18 protein-coding genes are annotated in these 17,943 nt (G+C 39.8%); 4 read left to right on the top strand and 14 right to left on the bottom strand.

The genetic code is table 11. The features are described 5' to 3' along the window. Positions 1–12: 12 nt before the first annotated feature. The gene (gene ugpB, locus QQS39_RS02605; protein ID WP_151434160.1) at positions 13–1,320 is read right to left on the bottom strand and encodes a sn-glycerol-3-phosphate ABC transporter substrate-binding protein UgpB; all 1,308 of its coding nucleotides are present in this window, start codon (positions 1,318–1,320) and stop codon (positions 13–15) included. A gap of 174 nt (positions 1,321–1,494) precedes the next feature. Between ugpB and QQS39_RS02610 the strand changes: the two genes are divergently transcribed. Then, a complete protein-coding gene (locus QQS39_RS02610; RefSeq protein ID WP_151434161.1) occupies positions 1,495–2,229 on the top strand; it encodes a glycerophosphodiester phosphodiesterase family protein in 735 nt (244 codons plus the stop codon). 322 nt (positions 2,230–2,551) lie between these two features. Beyond that, positions 2,552–3,499 (top strand): carbamate kinase family protein, encoded by a 948-nt coding sequence (locus QQS39_RS02615; protein WP_285805334.1) that lies wholly within the window; start codon positions 2,552–2,554, stop codon positions 3,497–3,499. Positions 3,500–3,599: 100 nt separating this feature from the next. On the opposite strand, the gene QQS39_RS02620 is transcribed toward QQS39_RS02615, so the two are convergent. Together QQS39_RS02620 and QQS39_RS02625 are read right to left on the bottom strand one after the other, a co-directional pair. Beyond that, positions 3,600–4,790, bottom strand: coding sequence for a cyanate transporter (locus tag QQS39_RS02620; protein ID WP_151434163.1), 1,191 nt, complete (start codon positions 4,788–4,790; stop codon positions 3,600–3,602). A gap of 119 nt (positions 4,791–4,909) precedes the next feature. Continuing rightward, positions 4,910–5,656, bottom strand: a complete 747-nt coding sequence (locus tag QQS39_RS02625) for a hypothetical protein (protein WP_151434164.1) — start codon at positions 5,654–5,656, stop codon at positions 4,910–4,912. Positions 5,657–5,796: 140 nt separating this feature from the next. Between QQS39_RS02625 and QQS39_RS02630 the strand changes: the two genes are divergently transcribed. After that, entirely contained in the window at positions 5,797–6,324 is a 528-nt protein-coding gene (locus tag QQS39_RS02630; protein ID WP_285805335.1) for an SMI1/KNR4 family protein, read from the top strand. A gap of 4 nt (positions 6,325–6,328) precedes the next feature. Here QQS39_RS02630 and QQS39_RS02635 read toward each other — a convergent pair whose 3' ends face one another. The 11 genes from QQS39_RS02635 to acuI all read right to left on the bottom strand — a co-directional run bounded on the left by QQS39_RS02635 (position 6,329) and on the right by acuI (position 16,140). Continuing rightward, complete coding sequence (locus QQS39_RS02635; protein WP_285805336.1) at positions 6,329–7,081, bottom strand: DUF3307 domain-containing protein; 753 nt, start codon at positions 7,079–7,081, stop codon at positions 6,329–6,331. A 1-nt stretch (position 7,082) separates the two neighbouring features. Then, entirely contained in the window at positions 7,083–7,715 is a 633-nt protein-coding gene (locus QQS39_RS02640) for a hypothetical protein (protein WP_285805337.1), read from the bottom strand. A gap of 238 nt (positions 7,716–7,953) precedes the next feature. After that, entirely contained in the window at positions 7,954–8,250 is a 297-nt protein-coding gene (fis, locus tag QQS39_RS02645) for a DNA-binding transcriptional regulator Fis (RefSeq protein ID WP_004245342.1), read from the bottom strand. A 20-nt stretch (positions 8,251–8,270) separates the two neighbouring features. Beyond that, on the bottom strand, positions 8,271–9,242 hold the full coding sequence (dusB, locus tag QQS39_RS02650) for a tRNA dihydrouridine synthase DusB (protein ID WP_072063792.1): 972 nt from the start codon (positions 9,240–9,242) through the stop codon (positions 8,271–8,273). Positions 9,243–9,564: 322 nt separating this feature from the next. Next, positions 9,565–10,446, bottom strand: a complete 882-nt coding sequence (prmA, locus tag QQS39_RS02655; RefSeq protein ID WP_151434168.1) for a 50S ribosomal protein L11 methyltransferase — start codon at positions 10,444–10,446, stop codon at positions 9,565–9,567. Between the two features lie 23 nt (positions 10,447–10,469). Continuing rightward, entirely contained in the window at positions 10,470–11,915 is a 1,446-nt protein-coding gene (panF, locus tag QQS39_RS02660; RefSeq protein WP_196736161.1) for a sodium/pantothenate symporter, read from the bottom strand. Next, positions 11,905–12,153 (bottom strand): YhdT family protein, encoded by a 249-nt coding sequence (locus tag QQS39_RS02665; RefSeq protein WP_151434169.1) that lies wholly within the window; start codon positions 12,151–12,153, stop codon positions 11,905–11,907. The genes panF and QQS39_RS02665 overlap by 11 nt, the downstream gene beginning before the upstream one ends. 272 nt (positions 12,154–12,425) lie before the next feature. Then, positions 12,426–13,775, bottom strand: a complete 1,350-nt coding sequence (gene accC, locus QQS39_RS02670; protein ID WP_109371980.1) for an acetyl-CoA carboxylase biotin carboxylase subunit — start codon at positions 13,773–13,775, stop codon at positions 12,426–12,428. 12 nt (positions 13,776–13,787) lie between these two features. After that, on the bottom strand, positions 13,788–14,258 hold the full coding sequence (gene accB / locus QQS39_RS02675; RefSeq protein ID WP_023582895.1) for an acetyl-CoA carboxylase biotin carboxyl carrier protein: 471 nt from the start codon (positions 14,256–14,258) through the stop codon (positions 13,788–13,790). A gap of 33 nt (positions 14,259–14,291) precedes the next feature. Next, positions 14,292–14,735, bottom strand: a complete 444-nt coding sequence (aroQ, locus tag QQS39_RS02680; RefSeq protein ID WP_006535378.1) for a type II 3-dehydroquinate dehydratase — start codon at positions 14,733–14,735, stop codon at positions 14,292–14,294. A 430-nt stretch (positions 14,736–15,165) separates the two neighbouring features. Beyond that, a complete protein-coding gene (acuI, locus tag QQS39_RS02685) occupies positions 15,166–16,140 on the bottom strand; it encodes an acrylyl-CoA reductase (NADPH) (protein ID WP_285805338.1) in 975 nt (324 codons plus the stop codon). A gap of 688 nt (positions 16,141–16,828) precedes the next feature. On the opposite strand from acuI, the gene mreB reads away from it, so the two are divergent. Next, positions 16,829–17,872: a rod shape-determining protein MreB gene (mreB, locus tag QQS39_RS02690; protein WP_023582893.1), complete on the top strand. Its 1,044-nt coding sequence runs from the start codon at positions 16,829–16,831 to the stop codon at positions 17,870–17,872. The last annotated feature ends 71 nt before the right edge of the window (positions 17,873–17,943 follow it).

Here is a 17,943-nt window from a genome sequence, read left to right on the forward strand (position 1 = left end):
TAATCTAAGTGACTATTGTTGAGTACGTTCAAAACGGCGTAACTGCTCATTTCCACGCGCAACCGCATTATCTAACGCAACTTGAGCACTCTGTTTTCCTGACCACACTTTTTCTAACTCTTCATCAACGATTTCGCGAGTTTGCAGGAAATTACCAAAACGTAATCCTTTTGAATTAGCTGTTGGTTCAGAGGTTGTCATTTGCAATATTGCCGTATCTGCGCCGGGGTTTTGCTGATAAAAGCCTTGCTGCTGTGTTAACGCATAAGCCGCTTTAGTGACTGGCAAATAACCCGTTGCTTGGTGCCAATCGGCTTGAACTTCAGGGCTTGAAAGATAGGTGAAGAATTTAGCAACACCGTTATATTCTGCATCAGGACGTCCAGACATTACCCATAACGATGCACCACCAATAATGGTATTTGCTGGTTTTTGTACCAGAGTATCGTCGTAAGGCAATTGGCTAACACCAATATCAAGATCTTTCATGTTCTCTTTAATGCCGGCAAAACCCGCAGATGACTCCATCACCATGGCGCATTCTTGAGTGTAAAACAGTGGCATTGCATCAGATTGGCGTCCGCCATATTTGAAAATACCGGATTTCGACCAATCTGCCATTTGTTGGATATGAGCGACGAAAGGCGCTTTGTTAAATAGGAAGGTCGTATCAAAACCATCGAAACCGTTATTTTTTGTCGCAATAGGCAAATTATTACGCGCACCAAAGTTTTCGATTTGTGTCCATGATTGCCATGTGGTGGTAAACCCACATTTAACACCAGAATTGAGCAGTTTTTGAGATACAACTTCCATCTCTTTCCATGTCTTTGGTGGTTGGTCTATCCCTGCTTTTTTAAATAGTGTTTTATTGTAGTAAAGCACTGGTGTTGAACTATTAAATGGTAATGACATCATTTTGCCGTCGCTGGTGGTGTAATAGCCCGTGACGGTTGATAAATAACTATTAGGATCAAAAGGTTCGTGGGTTTTTTCCATTAATTGATAAACCGGAAAAACGGCTTTTTTAGCGCCCATCATACTGGCTGTACCCACTTCAAAGACTTGCACAATAGCAGGTTGGTTTTTAGCGCGAAATGAAGCCACTGCACTGGTCATTGTTTCAGCGTAAGTGCCTTTATAAACAGGCTTTATTTCATATTCAGATTGACTGGCGTTAAAATCAGAGGCGATTTGATTTACTTTCTGACCGAGCGCACCTCCCATTGCATGCCACCATTCAATTTGTGTTTTTGCGTGTGTAGGAGAGGTAAATAACGCCATAGCAACAGCAAGACCTGTTATTGATTTTATCGACATGCAGAATTTCCTTTTTAATCGAAAGTTAAAGGTGCAATCTAATCTGCGAATTACCCTAAATGTTGTTTATGACAAATGGGTGACAATTAAATGAAGATATATTGATGGTATGACTGTCAAATTGCTGTCATAAATGGTTGTCATGATGTCGGCACAAATGAAAAGGAGAGAGAAATGAAGATAGCTGCTCACCGAGGTTTTTCTGGAAAAGCCCCTGAAAATACACTGGCTGCGTTTAAAATGGCGATTGATTTTGGGTGCGAATGGATTGAAACGGATGTGCAATTAACCGCGGATCATGTTCCTGTGCTTATTCATGATAAAACAGTTAATCGTTGCACGAATGGGCAAGGTGCTGTGCGTTTTCATACCTTAGATGATTTACATCGCCTTGATGCGGGAAGTTGGTTTAGTTCGCTCTATCAAGGTGAGAAAATTCCTTCTTTAAGGCAAGGATTGCAGCTCATCAAACGTTCAGGAACAAAACTCAACATTGAACTGAAGACATGGCCTGATGATGATGTTGAGCGTTTATGTTTAGCGGTTTCTGACATGATAAAAAGTGCAGATATTCCGAATGAGCAAATTCTATTTTCTTCTTTTGATACGCATGCACTTATCGTTATGAAACGATACCTTCCTTTGATTCGCAGAGGGCAATTATGGGATGAGATCCCTGATAATGCGTTAGAAACACTAAAAGCGATTGATGGTTTTAGTGTGCATTGTAATTACCAATATCTTACGCAAGAACAAGCACAATTGTTAAAACAAGCCGGCTATGAAATTTATTGCTATACCCCGAATGATCCTGAAGAAGTGAAAGATTTTGAGCAATGGGGCGTTGATATGCTGATCACAGATATGCCTGATGTTTATCTGCCCAATGTTGATCAACTAGCAAAATGAAAAAGCACTAACAATCCTGCTTATTGGTATTGAATAAGGCGTTATTGAGATGTTTGATGACGCCTTTTATCCTTTTCTTTCCGTATCTTAATTGCAGAAATTAAATAAGAGAAACGTTGAGTAATAGATGCTTTCTTTACATTCTCTGCTATTATCCTGCGCAATTAATGAATAGATATTATTCAACACGATAATATTCATCTCATTAAAAATAAAAATGGGAAAATGGTTAGCGAATATGGCGACCTTATCAACCCAACCTCTAAGAGTAGAGGTGCATTATTTCTACTTTAATTGCCAATAATATTATTGAGAGTGAAATATGAAAGAACTCGTTGTTGTTGCCATTGGAGGCAACAGTATTATTAAAGACAATGCTAGCCAGTCTATCGCTCATCAAGAACAAGCAGTACAAGAGGTTGCAGCCCATATTAGTGATATGGTGGCTGAAGGGTATAATATTGTTTTAACTCATGGTAACGGGCCACAAGTAGGGCTTGATTTGCGTCGCGCTGAAGTGGCGCATGTGCAAGAAGGTTTGCCGTTAACACCTTTAGCCAACTGTGTGGCAGATACACAAGGTGGCATTGGTTATTTAATACAACAAGCATTAACGAATAAGCTTCGTGTTCAACAACATAAACAAGCCATTACCCTTATCACACAAGTTGAAGTCGATAAAAACGATCCCAATTTTGTTTCTCCCACAAAACCTATAGGTGCATTTTTCTCTGCACAAGAGATGGTGCAATTAAAGCAAGAAAATCCTCAATGGCATTTTGTTGAAGATTCTGGTCGTGGTTATCGTCGTGTTGTTGCCTCGCCAATTCCTCAACATGTTATTGAATCTAAAGCAATTAAATCACTATCTGAATGTGGTTATGTCGTGATTGCAGTAGGTGGTGGTGGTATTCCAGTTATTAAAAATGAACAGGGTAATTACCAAAGTGTTGATGCGGTTATTGATAAAGATCTCTCATCAACATTGCTCGCAAAAGAATTACATGCCGATATTCTTATCATCACCACGGGTGTTGAAAAAGTCTGTATTCATTTCGGTCAACCAGAACAAAAAGCATTGGGTGAAACGTCGATTGAAGAAATGACACAATATATGCATGAAGGGCATTTTCCACCGGGCAGTATGCTTCCTAAAATTGAAGCCAGCCTCTCATTTTTAGCTGCGGGTGGAAAAAGAGTGATTATCACAACACCAGAAAAACTGGCTTCAGCGTTAAAAGGCGAAACAGGAACGCATATTATTGCTTAATTTTCGCAATCAAAAATACTCTGTTATTTAATTGATAAGCGCCTTATTTATAAAAGAGTAAGGCGCTTATTTTATGCAGAGCTTCTTAATATATTGATGATTAAATAGTGTGATTAGCCGGATAGGCTTTTGCGTAATGTCGCGGATTTAATCGTGCAAATAATCCTATCGTGATAATCACTAAAACGGCATGAAATGCCCATGCATAAGTAAAGCTTCCGTCTGGTTGACGTAATAGCACAGCAACTAACGGTCCAAACGCAGCAATAATAAAGCCACCACCTTGCATTAAGGCTGATAGAGCGCCCGCTTGTGCAGGATCAGGAATATGATCGAGCGCGACAATCATCATCATGGAAAAACATCCACCTAAGCCACAACCTAAGAAAATACTCCAAAGATAAGGGGCGCTCATTGGAATAGTCATGATTGTGCCAAAACCTATAAATTGGCTGATTAATGTTATCGTAAGCCAAAAACGCCTATCGTGATTTTTAGCCGCTAAGAAAGGAATAATTAAAGCGGCAGAGGCTTGAAAAAGAGAAAGGATAGCGACAAGAGAGCCACTTTGCGCACTTGGCATTCCTAACGATTGGTAAAAAGGTGCCAACCATGTCACAACAGAGGCGTAACCTGCATTAACGCAACCAAAACCTAAAATAAGCAAGCCCGTTCTGGGGCGCCAAATTAAGGTATTTAGTGACATTTTATTGGCAGATGCGGCATTGTTTTGAATTGAAAAAAGAATAGCGACAAATGCCAATCCTGCTGGAAGAGCAAACCACGCTAAAGCACTTTGCCAATGACCATAACTGGCAGTAAGAAGAGGGGATAATTGCGCTCCGAGTGCGCCTCCCCCCATTAGCATTGCGGAATATAACCCCATCATGATAGGTGTTCGATTGCCAAACCACCCTTTAATAATGCCAGGAAATACCGCTTGAATATAGGCAACGCTCAAACCGCAAAAGAGGGCGGTCAGTAATAGCTGATTGCCATCAGAAACATAAGCTCGAGAAAAGGAGCCTATAAGAAGCATCAACATTGCGACTAAAAGCCCTTTACGTACTTGAATATAAGACTGTAAGAAAGGAACGATTAGTGCGCCTATACCCATTAAAAGCATGGGTAATAGCGTGAGTAATGAGACTTGGCTATAGCTCATTCCTGTTGAGGCAATAATATTATCAATAACAGGGCCGGGGCCAGTTAAGAAGGGGCGTAAATTTATCCCGACTAAAATAATCGTCAGGACAATCTGCCATGTTTTTTTTCTTGGTAAGGCAGTCATTATAATTCCCTGATAAACAATAAATATTGCCTGCTTTATGGACAATGTTGATATAAACAGATGAGGGATTTTATATCAACATAAATAACATTAGGTATTTTAATTAATCATCATGCCATTTAAGCGATGTATTTCAATTTCCACTGTTTAATCTGGCTGTTAGGATTAATTAATACAAACTCATAATGTTCAAAATGAGAAAGTACCTTCTTAAATTCGAGGGCTGCTTTATCTAAATCCCACGATTTAGGGAAATAAAAACCATCAAAAGGGATGTTTTCAAGTTGTGCACTAAATTGATGAATAAACTCATCAAACCCTGCATAAAAGAGTGCGATTTTTCCAGACCAATTAATGTGATAAGTATTATCTTGTTGGCGTTGGAAGTAAATTTGATGATTTTTACATGCATCATGACCTAATAAGTAAATACTGAAAGCAGGGACTTCTGCTTTTTCTTCATATTCATCAGTATCACTATCGATTTGAGGGGCAATATCAACATTAAATTGATGAGTAATAAAGTTATCAAAATCGAACAGAGTATTTCCTGTGCTGAGCAAAATACCTTGGTCGTCAAACCAATAAGTTGAGGAGAGTGTACAACAGTGATAATTATCCCAAACAATGGGAGCTTGCCAGTGAGCTAAGCTGGTATATTCTTCTTCGTCATCTGATTCATCTTCGTCGATATCATCCAGATAATCCTCCCCTTCACTTAAATAGTAATCGGCACTTCTAAGATGAAGATCAAACCAAAGTTGACCATGTTTATCTAATCGACCTGACCAGACAATTTCGGTAATTTTATGGGATTTCGGATAGGCGCTATCAATAAAAGTAATGGTACGTACGGGTGTGGTCATGGTTTGTTTTCTTTTAAATATAGGTTTATTTACTAGGGTAATAGAGTGATAACTATCTGCATGATTATGATAAAAGTGATATTCACTCTAAAATACCATACATTACACGGCGTAATAGAACTCAAATAAGTGAGATAGTGATGTTAACGGCATTAAATCAGCAACTACCTATTCCTTCTGTAATATATGAGAATGGAAAAGAAGAGAGATGGCCATTAATTGATAACAAATATGCCTTTCCCAAAGATTATATTGTGTTTATCACCCAATATGGTTCAGGTCAGGTAGCTGATTTTATAACGTTATTTAACCCCTTTAGCCAAAATGAGTACCTTAATTTTTTCCAGCAAAAAGAGCAGATCCTTGAAGATTTCAGCTCATTAATCAATGATGATCCTAATTACTATCGTTTTGTTCTATATCCAAAATGTAATGGGCTTTTACCCATTGGTGTTACGGATAATGGAGATACGCTTTTTTGGGTTGTTTTATCAGAAAATAGTGAGCTTTGGACAATGGCAATTATTCCATCTAGAGGATCAGAGGTAGAATTTATTGCAGAGAGTCTGACAGGGTTTTTAGAGGGAGTTTTATCAAAACGAATTCGTTGTCAGTCATTCCCCGAGGGATTTCCATCAGAAAAAATGATATTTAGCCCAGAAGTTTGATGAGTTATTTTCCTATGGGGAGTTGAGTCACAAAATAGGAAGTAGCAAGTCCAATAAAGATAGAAATGCTAAAGCTAATCAGTGTGCCTAACATAACATATTCTGTTAGCTTTTTATCTTGATCATTTTGTAATTCACCAAATCTAAATATTGATTTAGCTGCTAATAAAAAGCCAATTGCTGCAAATTGATTTAAAAGAATAAAAGTTAAGATTAGTATTCTTTCTAAATAACCAATCGATTGACCCGCAGAAACAAGTGTAGAGCCTTCTACTGCAACAGGTGTCCATTTCTTTAGTAACATATAAATAAGGCTAGAAATAGGCTTTAAAATAATGATGTAGGCAAGAATAACAATAAGATATTTGTAGTTAATATTTTTAAAACTAAGATCGTGGAATATTTGAGTATTTTGATCAACAAGCATTATCCATAAAAAGGTAATCACGAATAAATGAATAGCTTGATCAGTAATAAACCATTTTAAAGAGTTATCAGTATAAGATTTACCAAGATCAAAAAAATAATGTGTTATTAATATAATTACACTATAAATGAAAATAAAACTAAAACTTATCTCAGACATTAAAACTAGAATAATAAAGGTTATTCCAGCGTGCAGTAGTGAGTGTAAGTAAAGCTCTTTAGATTTGTAATGCAGAGTATTTCGCGCTTCTATCCATGCTTTAGGTTGTAAATAAAAATCAAAAGCAATATGAGCAATATAGAGAGAAATAAGAAGCGTAAAATTATACATATCAATAAGCCTTGTTAATTAAATAATTAAAGTATTGAATATATTCATCTATTAACTGGTAGTGGCTAGCGTTCAATAATCGAGTAATATTACTTCTCGATTTTTTTAATTCACTGGCAATAGCATAATGAGATTTATCTTCATTAACCATATATTTAAGTAAAACTTGCGCTTGTGCTCGAGTTATTTCTTTAAGTTGTATATCTACGTATTTAGTCACTAAAGTAATGTTTTTTTGAAATTCTTTATCTGATGTAGATATTGTTAATATTTCACTTTTCATCTTATCTAATCCTTCGCCCGATAAGATAAAGGCTTCACCCATTGATGTTCTAATATCATTACGCAATGAATTAATTTGGCCGATACCAATACTTTGACGAGCACTGATGTTTAATTCTGACGTTTTCAATGCTAATTGAATAACGATAGCAACTTTAATGGCATCACAAGCGTGTAAGCAAACAAGTTGGAAGGAGTCACCGCGATATCTGTCATATTTAAGTGGTAACTGTTCTGAGAGTAATTGAACCGTCTGCTCCAAGGTATAGAGCATAACATCATAGTTTTCAGGTGTGATGTTTCTAGAGTTTATGATATCACCTGTAATCACACTTACGATGTCTTTATTCATTAGCTTGCTCTTATTATTTTGTGAGAGAAATAGAATGAGTATAGTGATCTTTTACTCAGTTATTTAATTGAAAGACAAAAGAGAATGTTACCATATTTGGTAACTTACTCAAATGTTACCATATTTGGTAACTTAATGATTTATGTTATAGAGCAAGCGTGAAAAATAGGCAACAAAAAAGCCTTTTCTGGAAAAACCAGAAAAGGCTTTTTATAAAAATAGACCTAACTGACTAGGATCAGTTCATGCCGTATTTTTTCAGTTTCTTACGCAGTGTGCCGCGGTTAATGCCCATCATTTGTGCTGCACGCGTTTGGTTGCCACGGGTGTACTGCATTACCATGTCCAACAATGGCTGTTCAACTTCAGCCAATACTAGCTCATATAAGTCATTAACATCTTGACCATTTAATTGAGCAAAATAGTTCTTCAGTGCTTGTTTAACTGAGTCACGTAAAGGTTTTTGGGTCACCTGATCTTGTGAATTTACGGTGGCAACTGTTAGTACGTCTGAATTTACGCGTTGTTCGAACATAGTTCTGTCAGCTCTTTTATTTATTTACGCAAAAAATTTTCGAAATATGCTTCCAACGCCTCCAGCTGTTCGCTGGCATCCTCTATGGCGTTGAAGGAGCGCCGAAACTGGTCATCAGGGGCATGTTCCTTGAGATACCAAGAGACATGCTTGCGTGCAATGCGAGTTCCTTTGCCTTGACCGTAAAAGTCGTGCAACTCACGCACATGCTTTTGCATTATTTGTTGCACCTCTGCAATCGGCAGAGGGGGCAACAGTTCACCTGTGTCCAGATAGTGCTGGATTTCCCGAAAGATCCAGGGTCTTCCCTGAGCAGCGCGACCGATCATCAAAGCATCGGCTCCAGTGTAGTCTAATACTGCTCTGGCTTTTAGCGGGTCTGTTATGTCTCCATTCGCAATAATGGGAATAGAAACATTCTGCTTAACTGTCCGAATACTGTCGTATTCGGCTTCCCCTTTGAACAAACACTCGCGTGTGCGTCCATGAATAGTGAGAGCCTGAATACCACAACGTTCAGCCAATTTGGCAATCTCTACACAGTTACGTTCATCAGGTGACCAGCCAGTACGGATCTTGAGAGTAACCGGAACATCTACCGCGTTAACCACTGCAGAGAGGATCTCTGCGACAAGGTCGGGATGACGAAGTAGTGCTGAACCAGCTAGCTTTTTATTCACCTTTTTTGCAGGGCAACCCATGTTAATGTCGATAATTTGAGCGCCACTATCTGCGTTTATTTTCGCAGCGGCAGCCATATCAACGGGATCACTTCCTGCAATTTGTACGGAGCGGATCCCCAATTCATCACTATGTACCATTCGTAATCGAGACTTGTCTGTCTGCCAAACCTGAGGATTGGAAGAAAGCATTTCAGAAACTGTCATACCCGCACCCATATCATAGCAAAGCGACCGAAAAGGTCGGTCTGTAACGCCAGCCATGGGAGCCGCGATAAGGCAATTTTTTAACTGATACTGTCCGATTCGCATAGATGAAAAGAGGGCCAAACTGTGACTGCAAGGGCGCGTATATTACGCATTTTTTGCCAGATATGAAAGGACAAAGTTTAACCAAATTGCGAAAAAAAGTTACTTTTTTACACTTGATTTTTTGTAAATTGATTATTTAATCAATAAAAACATAATGTTATGTGTTTTTTTAAAAATTAAAAATTGATGATAGAGAATTGATAAACAAGTGAAACTAAGTAAAGTTTATCAGGCAAAAATGTGATTAATGCCTGATAAACAATAATTAAGTGAAATTTTAACTCAATGAGACTATCTCATTTTGGTTAATATTTGTTCGGTGTTATTTTTTCACACCGGTAATACGACACCACTCTTCTTTTTCAGCAACAGGATCTAAGTTAAATAGTCCTTCATAGGCGGCGGCTACACCTTCTGCTTGTGTCGCTAACACACCAGAAAGACCTAGGTGTCCACCTTGACGCGGCAGTGTACTGATAACAGGTGCAAGTTCACGCAATGGACCAGCTAAAATATTAGCGACAACAACATCGGCTTTGAGGTTATCTGGTTGGTCTTTTGCCAGATACAGTGTGAGTGCGTCAGAAACGCCATTACGCTGCGCATTATCACGGCTTGCTTGAATGGCTTGAGGATCGATATCAATACCAATTGCTTTTGCTGCACCCAGTTTTAATGCCGCAATAGCTAGAATGCCAGAACCACAACCGAAGTCGATAACCGTTTTACCCGCTAAATCTAAGCCATCAAGCCACTGAAGGCACAATGAAGTCGTAGGGTGGGTACCTGTACCAAATGCAAGTCCAGGGTCTAGCATGACGTTTACAGCGTTAGGATCGGGCACTTCACGCCAGCTTGGGCAAATCCATAAACGCTCACCGAAACGCATTGGGTGGAAGTTATCCATCCATTCACGTTCCCAATCTTTATCTTCGAGTTGTTCAACTTTGTGCAGGAAGCCTCGACCGAGTAATGGCGTATTTTCTAACATCGCCACAACGATTTTCATGTCAGTTTCTGCATCATATAAACCGATAACATCAGTATCACCCCAAAGACGAGTTTCACCCGGTAAAGGTTCAAAAATAGGGGTGTCGTGACTATCTTGGAAAGTCACTGAAACGGCACCGCTTTCAACCAATTCATCACCAATGGCTTCTGCATTAGCGGCGGTTGCATTAAGTCTTAATTGTATCCAAGGCATAATTAGTCTCTTTAAAAACGAATTCACTGTAATGATGCTGATTGAGGCAGAGTATGCTCTCCAAATCGATTAGCCACAAGAAACGCGACTAAGCTCAATAGCAGTGACGGAACAATGGGGTGGAATCCAGCTATCTGGATATTAAATGTCGCAAGGGTGGCATAGAGCGTGGCACCTATGATCATGCCCGCAATAGCACCATAACGGTTAGCTTTTTCCCAATAAAGCCCCAGTACTAAAGGCCATAAGAAAACAGCTTGTAGGCCACCAAAAGCAAGTAAGTTAAGCCAAATAATCATTGAGGGTGGATTCCATGCTGCAAACAGCAGTAACACACCTAAAATCAAGGTTGAAAGGCTCGATAAACGAGAGATGCGTTTCTCATTAGTTATCGCATGCGGCGCGATATTGAGATAGAGATCTTTGACCAACGTTGCTGATGATTGTAACAGTTGCGCATTTATCGTTGACATAATGGCAGCCATAGGTGCCGCAAGAAAAATGCCTGCTGCAATAGGCGGTAATACTTCAACCATTAATGTTGGAATAACTTGATCAGGAACCGTTAGATCAGGAATGATAGCCCGACCTAATGCGCCAGCAAAGTGCATACCAAACATCAATAGCGACATGACAATTGTGCCAATGATGATCCCTTTATGCATGGCTTTGCTATCTTTGTAAGAAATGCAACGCACCGCAGTATGTGGCAAACCAATCACACCAAAACAGACAAGTACCCAAAATGATGCCATAAACGGACCACTTAAAATCCCATCAGCCCCTTGAGGAGAGGTTAATGCAGGATCGATGGTATTGAGTTTTTGTATCGCAACATCTAATCCGCCTGCTTTATAGATAATGGCAAACAGGAGAATAAATGTACCAAGTAGCATCACCAGACCTTGTAAGGCATCGTTTAATACGCTGGCTCTAAATCCACCAATCGCAGTATACAGCGCAATGGAGATCCCAAAGATCAACAAGCCGAATTCATAAGGAATGCCTGCTGCTGTTTCTAATAAGCGCGCTCCACCAATAAATTGCACCGTCATGGCGCCGACAAAAGCGACTAACAGGCTTAAACTGGCAAACCAGACGAGGAAGCGACTTTTGTAACGAGCATACAGCATGTCGTTTAAGGTAACCGCATTATAACGGCGCGCTAAAATGGCAAATTTCTTCCCTAAAACACCCAAAGAGAGCCAAATAGCGGGAAGTTGGATCATCGAAAGTAATACCCAACCAATACCGTATTTATAGGCAGCCCCCGGTCCGCCAATAAAGGAACTTGCACTGACATAAGTTGCAGTGATAGTCATGGCTAGTACGAAGCCACCCATTGAGCGGTTACCAAGAAAATATTCGTTAAGAAATTCGCCTTTTTCACGCTTACGATAAGCATAAGCCGACAGCAGAAAGACTAGTAGAAGGTAGCCAATCAGTGGCACTATGACCTCAGTTTGCATCGTCATGCTCATCTCCTAACGGCAGATCTTTGAAAAAGTAGCGCACCATCAGATAGCACAACAGAAAAAACAAAACAGGTAAGAATAAGCATGAAAGCTCAAACCAAAGAGGTAAACCAGTAATGCCTAGTGTGTTATCAGGTAAATAGGCGGTAATTAACCAACCCAACAAATACATAAAAGTTAAAATTAGGGCCAAAAGGGCTTCTTTGTGGGCCTGAACAAAACGTTTGTCCATCTGTTCTCCCAATCTTAATAGGGTTAAAAATGAATGGGAGGATTGTACGGGAAAGTGAGTATTGATTCAGTGAAAATTAATCACAAAGTCATCAGGGAATATTAAAAATAGATTATCTTATTGTTTTTAAATATAAATATGAAAGAAAACAGTACAGGTTTTAATTAAGAAATGCGCTTAATTTGTCCTTTATGGATCTGTTTATGGCGGGTTATCAGCAATAAAAAAGGCATAGTACGTAAACTATGCCTTTTCTTGTTAAGCGAGAAATATTATTTCTCAGCTAAACCTAAACGTTTTTCAAGGTAGTGAATGTTTGTACCACCTTTTTGGAAATTCTCATCATTCATAATGAACTGGTGCAGTTCAATATTGGTTTTAATACCATCAATGATAAGTTCTGCCAACGCATTTTTCATACGAGAGATCGCGATTTCGCGTGTTTCACCGTAAGTGATCAATTTACCAATCATTGAATCATAGTGAGGTGGAACAGTATAACCTGCGTAAATATGCGATTCCCAACGTACGCCAAATCCACCTGGTGAGTGGAACCGAGTAATTGTACCCGGGCTTGGCATGAAGGTTTTTGGATCTTCTGCGTTGATACGACATTCAATTGCATGACCATGAACGTTAACTTGATCTTGCGTTACTGATAAAGGTAAGCCAGATGCAATGCGTAACTGTTCTTTGATTAAGTCAATGCCAGTGATCATTTCTGTTACTGGATGTTCAACCTGAATACGGGTGTTCATCTCAATAAAGTAGAATTCACCATTTTCATACAGGAATTCGAATGTACCTGCACCACGATAGCCGATTTCAATACATGCGTTCGCACAGCGTTCGCCGATATTTTTACGGATCTCTGGGGTAATACCCGGTGCTGGTGCCTCTTCAACAACTTTTTGGTGACGACGTTGCATTGAGCAATCACGTTCAGCCAAATAGATTGCATTACCTTGACCATCAGCCATAACTTGAATTTCCACATGGCGCGGATTTTCAAGGTATTTTTCCATGTATACCATGTCGTTGCTAAATGCCGCTTTTGCTTCTGCACGCGTCATTGTAATGGATTGTTCAAGATCTTTTTCAGCACGAACAACACGCATACCGCGTCCACCGCCGCCACCAGAGGCTTTGATGATAACTGGGTAGCCAATACGTTTAGCAATTTCAATATTTTTCGCAGTGTCGTTACCTAAAGGACCGTCTGATCCTGGTACACAAGGAACACCGGCTTTTTTCATCGCTTCGATAGCAGAAACTTTATCACCCATTAGGCGGATGGTTTCAGCTTTAGGGCCGATAAAAATAAAGCCAGAGCGTTCAACTTGCTCTGCGAAATCAGCATTTTCAGACAGGAAACCGTATCCTGGATGAATGGCTTGTGCGCCACTGATCTCAGCCGCTGCAATAATTGCAGGGATATTTAGGTAACTTTTTGCTGAAGCAGCGGGACCAATACAGATAGTCTCGTCTGCCAGCAGAACGTGTTTTAAATCACGGTCTGCCGTGGAGTGAACAGCAACTGCTTTGATCCCAAGCTCTTTACATGCTCTTAGGATACGCAGTGCAATCTCACCACGGTTGGCAATGAGGATTTTTTCTAGCATGGACCTGCCTCGTTATTCGATAACAAAGAGTGGAGCGTCAAACTCAACGTTGTCGCCATCTTGGCAAAGGATAGATTTAACAACACCCGCTTTGTCAGACTCAATCTGGTTCATCATTTTCATTGCTTCAACGATGCACAGAGTATCGCCTACATTGACTTGCTGACCGACTTCAACAAATTTCTTAGCTTCAGGGCTTGGTGAGCGGTAGAACGTTCCGACCATTGGTGAACGAACAACGTGACCGCTAATTTCTTGCGTTGGTGTAGCCGCTGGTGTTTCTGGCGCTACAGGCGCAACTGCATTTGCTAATGCAGGTTGAGGTGCCACTGGTGCCGCAAAATATTGCTGAGGAGCCATTTGACCCTGAAGACCAGAGTTACGACTAATACGTACTGACTCTTCACCTTCAGAGATTTCCAGTTCAGAAATGCCAGACTCTTCGACTAGCTCGATCAGTTTTTTAATTTTACGAATATCCATGAGTTGATTCCGTACTCTTTTTGATGTTTTTTATTAAGACAAGCGGCTGACCGCTGCCTGTAAAGCAAATCGATAACCTTCTGCACCTAATCCACAGATTACGCCTGTTGCGATATCAGAGAGATATGAATGGTGGCGGAAAGGCTCCCGACTGTAGACATTGGACAGGTGAATTTCAATAAATGGAATATTCACCCCTAATAATGCATCACGCAGTGCAACACTGGTATGCGTGAAAGCCGCAGGGTTGATTAATATATAATCGACATTACCCCGAGCCGCATGAATTTTATTTATCAGCTCAAATTCAGCGTTAGACTGAAAATGGCTGAGTTTCACATTTAATGCCTGAGCATCTGCTGACAAACTTTGAACGATATCATCCAGAGTTAAGTGTCCGTAGGTTTCCGGCTCTCTTGTTCCAAGCAGGTTTAGATTCGGACCATTCAGGAGCAAAATATGAAAATTTTCCGACATTATGCTTCTATCTCCGTCAATTCGTCAACGAAATGACAAAATAACCTGTGCTTTTCGTTTTGTCATCTTTTATTGTATCCAATGCTACGATACATATCACAAAGTCCGACATTATAGACATTTCACAGAAGATAACAGCAAAATACTGGTCTAATCAGGGAATGAAGGGTTTATTTTGATGAAAAGTGAAAAGATTTTACAAGATTGTAAACGCGAGAAAGCAAAATAAACAAGTGTCTAAAAAACGATCATAACACCACGTTATTTATTGATGTCACTGGAAATCTGAACTTCTTTGAGATCAATCATCAATATATATCATAAATGTGATCTGTATCACAATTAAATGACCGTTTCACACACAAAGAAGCTTATTCTGGCACTAAATAAAGTGAATTAATGCCAGAAATAAGCAGATAAAAAACGTGAATTAGAGTTTTACTAAGGTTCTTCCTGTCACTTGGTTATCCATAATCATCTGAGCATAACGAGGGACTTCATCAAGTGTAATTTCTGTCATCGCTTGCTGATAGAACGTATCTGGTAGTAATTTTAATAAACGTTGCCAAACTTGAGCGCGTTTTTCTGCGGGGAAATAAACAGAATCGACGCCTTGTAAGCGAACATTACGTAAAATAAAAGGCATAACGGTTGTTGGCAAAGAGAAACCACCTGCTAATCCACAAGCCGCTACTGTGCCGTTATAGTTTGTCTGTGACAGAATATTGGCAAGGATCTGCCCACCTACGGTATCAATTGCACCCGCCCAGCGTTGTTTATCTAAAGCTCTGCCTACAGGCTCCAACTCTTCACGAGTGATAATATTTTTAGCGCCGAGTTTGCGTAAATAGTCATGGTTACTCGCTCTGCCACTTAATGCGGTAACTTGATAGCCTAATGCTGTTAGTAAACTAATGGCAGTGCTTCCGACACCACCGCTGGCTCCAGTGACTAAAATATCACCACTTTCAGGTGTAATACCGCCTTGTTCTAATGCCATCACACACAACATGGCAGTAAAACCTGCAGTCCCAATTATCATGGCATTTTTTAAAGATAGCCCTTCTGGTACAACGGTTAACCAATCACCTTTTACACCTGCTTTTTGTGCAAGACCACCCCAGTGATTTTCACCTACTCCCCAGCCAGTTAATAAGACATGTTGACCAATGTGGAAACGAGGATCTTCGGTGTGATGAACAACACCCGAAAAATCGATACCTGGCACCATTGGAAATTGGCGCAGTATTTTTCCCTTGCCTGTGATTGCTAGCCCATCTTTATAGTTAAGCGTTGAGTAATGAATATCGACAATAACATCATGAATAGGCAGTGTTTTTTCATCAATGTTTTGTACGTTGGCACTGAGTTTATTGTCATTTTGTTCTACTAATAATGCTCTCATTTGGACCCCTCATCGATTTCTATTTGTGTCATGATAGGTGATTTTTTAGATCTCGTCGTGATTGTGCACAATATCTATTGTAATAATGAGACAAATAATTCTTTTTTAGTGTATAAACGGGGGTTCTACGTTTATTGGTGCAGAGATTATTCTGAGTTTTATCTCTTGGTAATTAGATAACACCGTTAATGGTTTACGATTGGATAAAAATTAGCATTTCTCTTTATTGCTTGAAATAAAGATAATGTGTTGCCTTATAAGTATTCGAGGTGGGTACTTGGGTTGTTATCTCAGTCAAACTTTGCCAGTGAAACACCATTTAATATCAATAGAGTCATGGTGCTTATTCAAATGAATAAATTTTATTTGAACTTGCAATGAGACTTTTGAGTCACAGTTTGGCAACGAAGTGAGATTTTTCTTTATTGATATGAGCGTTGTTTGTATTGTTACATAAGTCAAATATGAACAGCGTAAGATCGAAATTATGCGTTAATCGTTCTAATTAGCCCATTTTTATGCAGTTTTTTTCTGCTCCAATTGGGAAAAGTAACGTAGAATATTGTGCCTTTAAGATTATTTACGTGTCCACTTTAATCTAAGTAGTGAATCGCGCCTTGTCGCTGCTTATTGTGGTTGATAGAGTAGACGGATTTTTCCGTCCCGGCTTGCAGGATTATCCTTTCGTATGTTTAAAAAATTTCGTGGCATGTTTTCCAACGATTTGTCTATTGACTTGGGTACCGCCAATACCCTTATTTATGTCAAAGGGCAGGGTATTGTTCTCGATGAACCCTCCGTCGTCGCTATTCGTCAAGATCGCGCTGGCACATCAAAAAGTGTTGCCGCTGTAGGGCATGAAGCCAAACAGATGTTAGGGCGTACACCTGGGAATATCGCTGCTATCCGTCCAATGAAAGACGGTGTGATTGCTGATTTTTATGTAACCGAAAAAATGCTTCAGCACTTCATAAAACAGGTTCATAACAATAGCTTTATGCGTCCAAGTCCTCGTGTATTAGTTTGTGTACCAGTAGGAGCCACTCAAGTAGAACGCAGAGCTATTCGTGAATCCGCATTAAGTGCGGGCGCTCGCGAAGTGTTCTTAATTGAAGAACCTATGTCTGCGGCAATCGGTGCTGGTTTACCTGTTTCTGAAGCAACAGGCTCTATGGTGGTCGATATTGGTGGTGGTACAACAGAAGTTGCCGTGATTTCATTAAACGGTGTCGTTTATTCTTCTTCTGTTCGTATCGGTGGTGACCGCTTTGATGAAGCTATCATTAACTATGTGCGTCGTAACTACGGTTCACTGATTGGTGAAGCAACCGCAGAACGTATCAAACACGATATCGGTTCAGCTTATCCTTCTGATGAAGTCAATGAGATTGAAGTTCGTGGTCGTAACCTTGCAGAAGGTGTACCTCGTAGCTTTACTTTAAACTCTAATGAAATTCTTGAAGCCTTGCAGGAGCCATTAACCGGTATCGTTAGCGCTGTTATGGTTGCATTAGAACAATGCCCGCCAGAATTAGCTTCTGATATTTCAGAGCGCGGCATGGTATTGACCGGTGGTGGTGCATTATTACGTAACCTAGACCGTTTATTAATGGAAGAGACAGGTATTCCTGTGATTGTTGCTGAAGATCCACTGACGTGTGTTGCTCGTGGTGGTGGTAAAGCATTAGAAATGATCGATATGCACGGTGGCGATCTGTTTAGCGAAGATTGAGATTAATTCTAACAAGGGAGAATGGATTCCCCCTTGGTTAGAATATTAACACCTGTTCTTTTACTTCTCCG

The organism is Proteus appendicitidis (assembly GCF_030271835.1).
In the GTDB taxonomy this organism is placed as follows: Bacteria; Pseudomonadota; Gammaproteobacteria; order Enterobacterales; family Enterobacteriaceae; genus Proteus; species Proteus appendicitidis.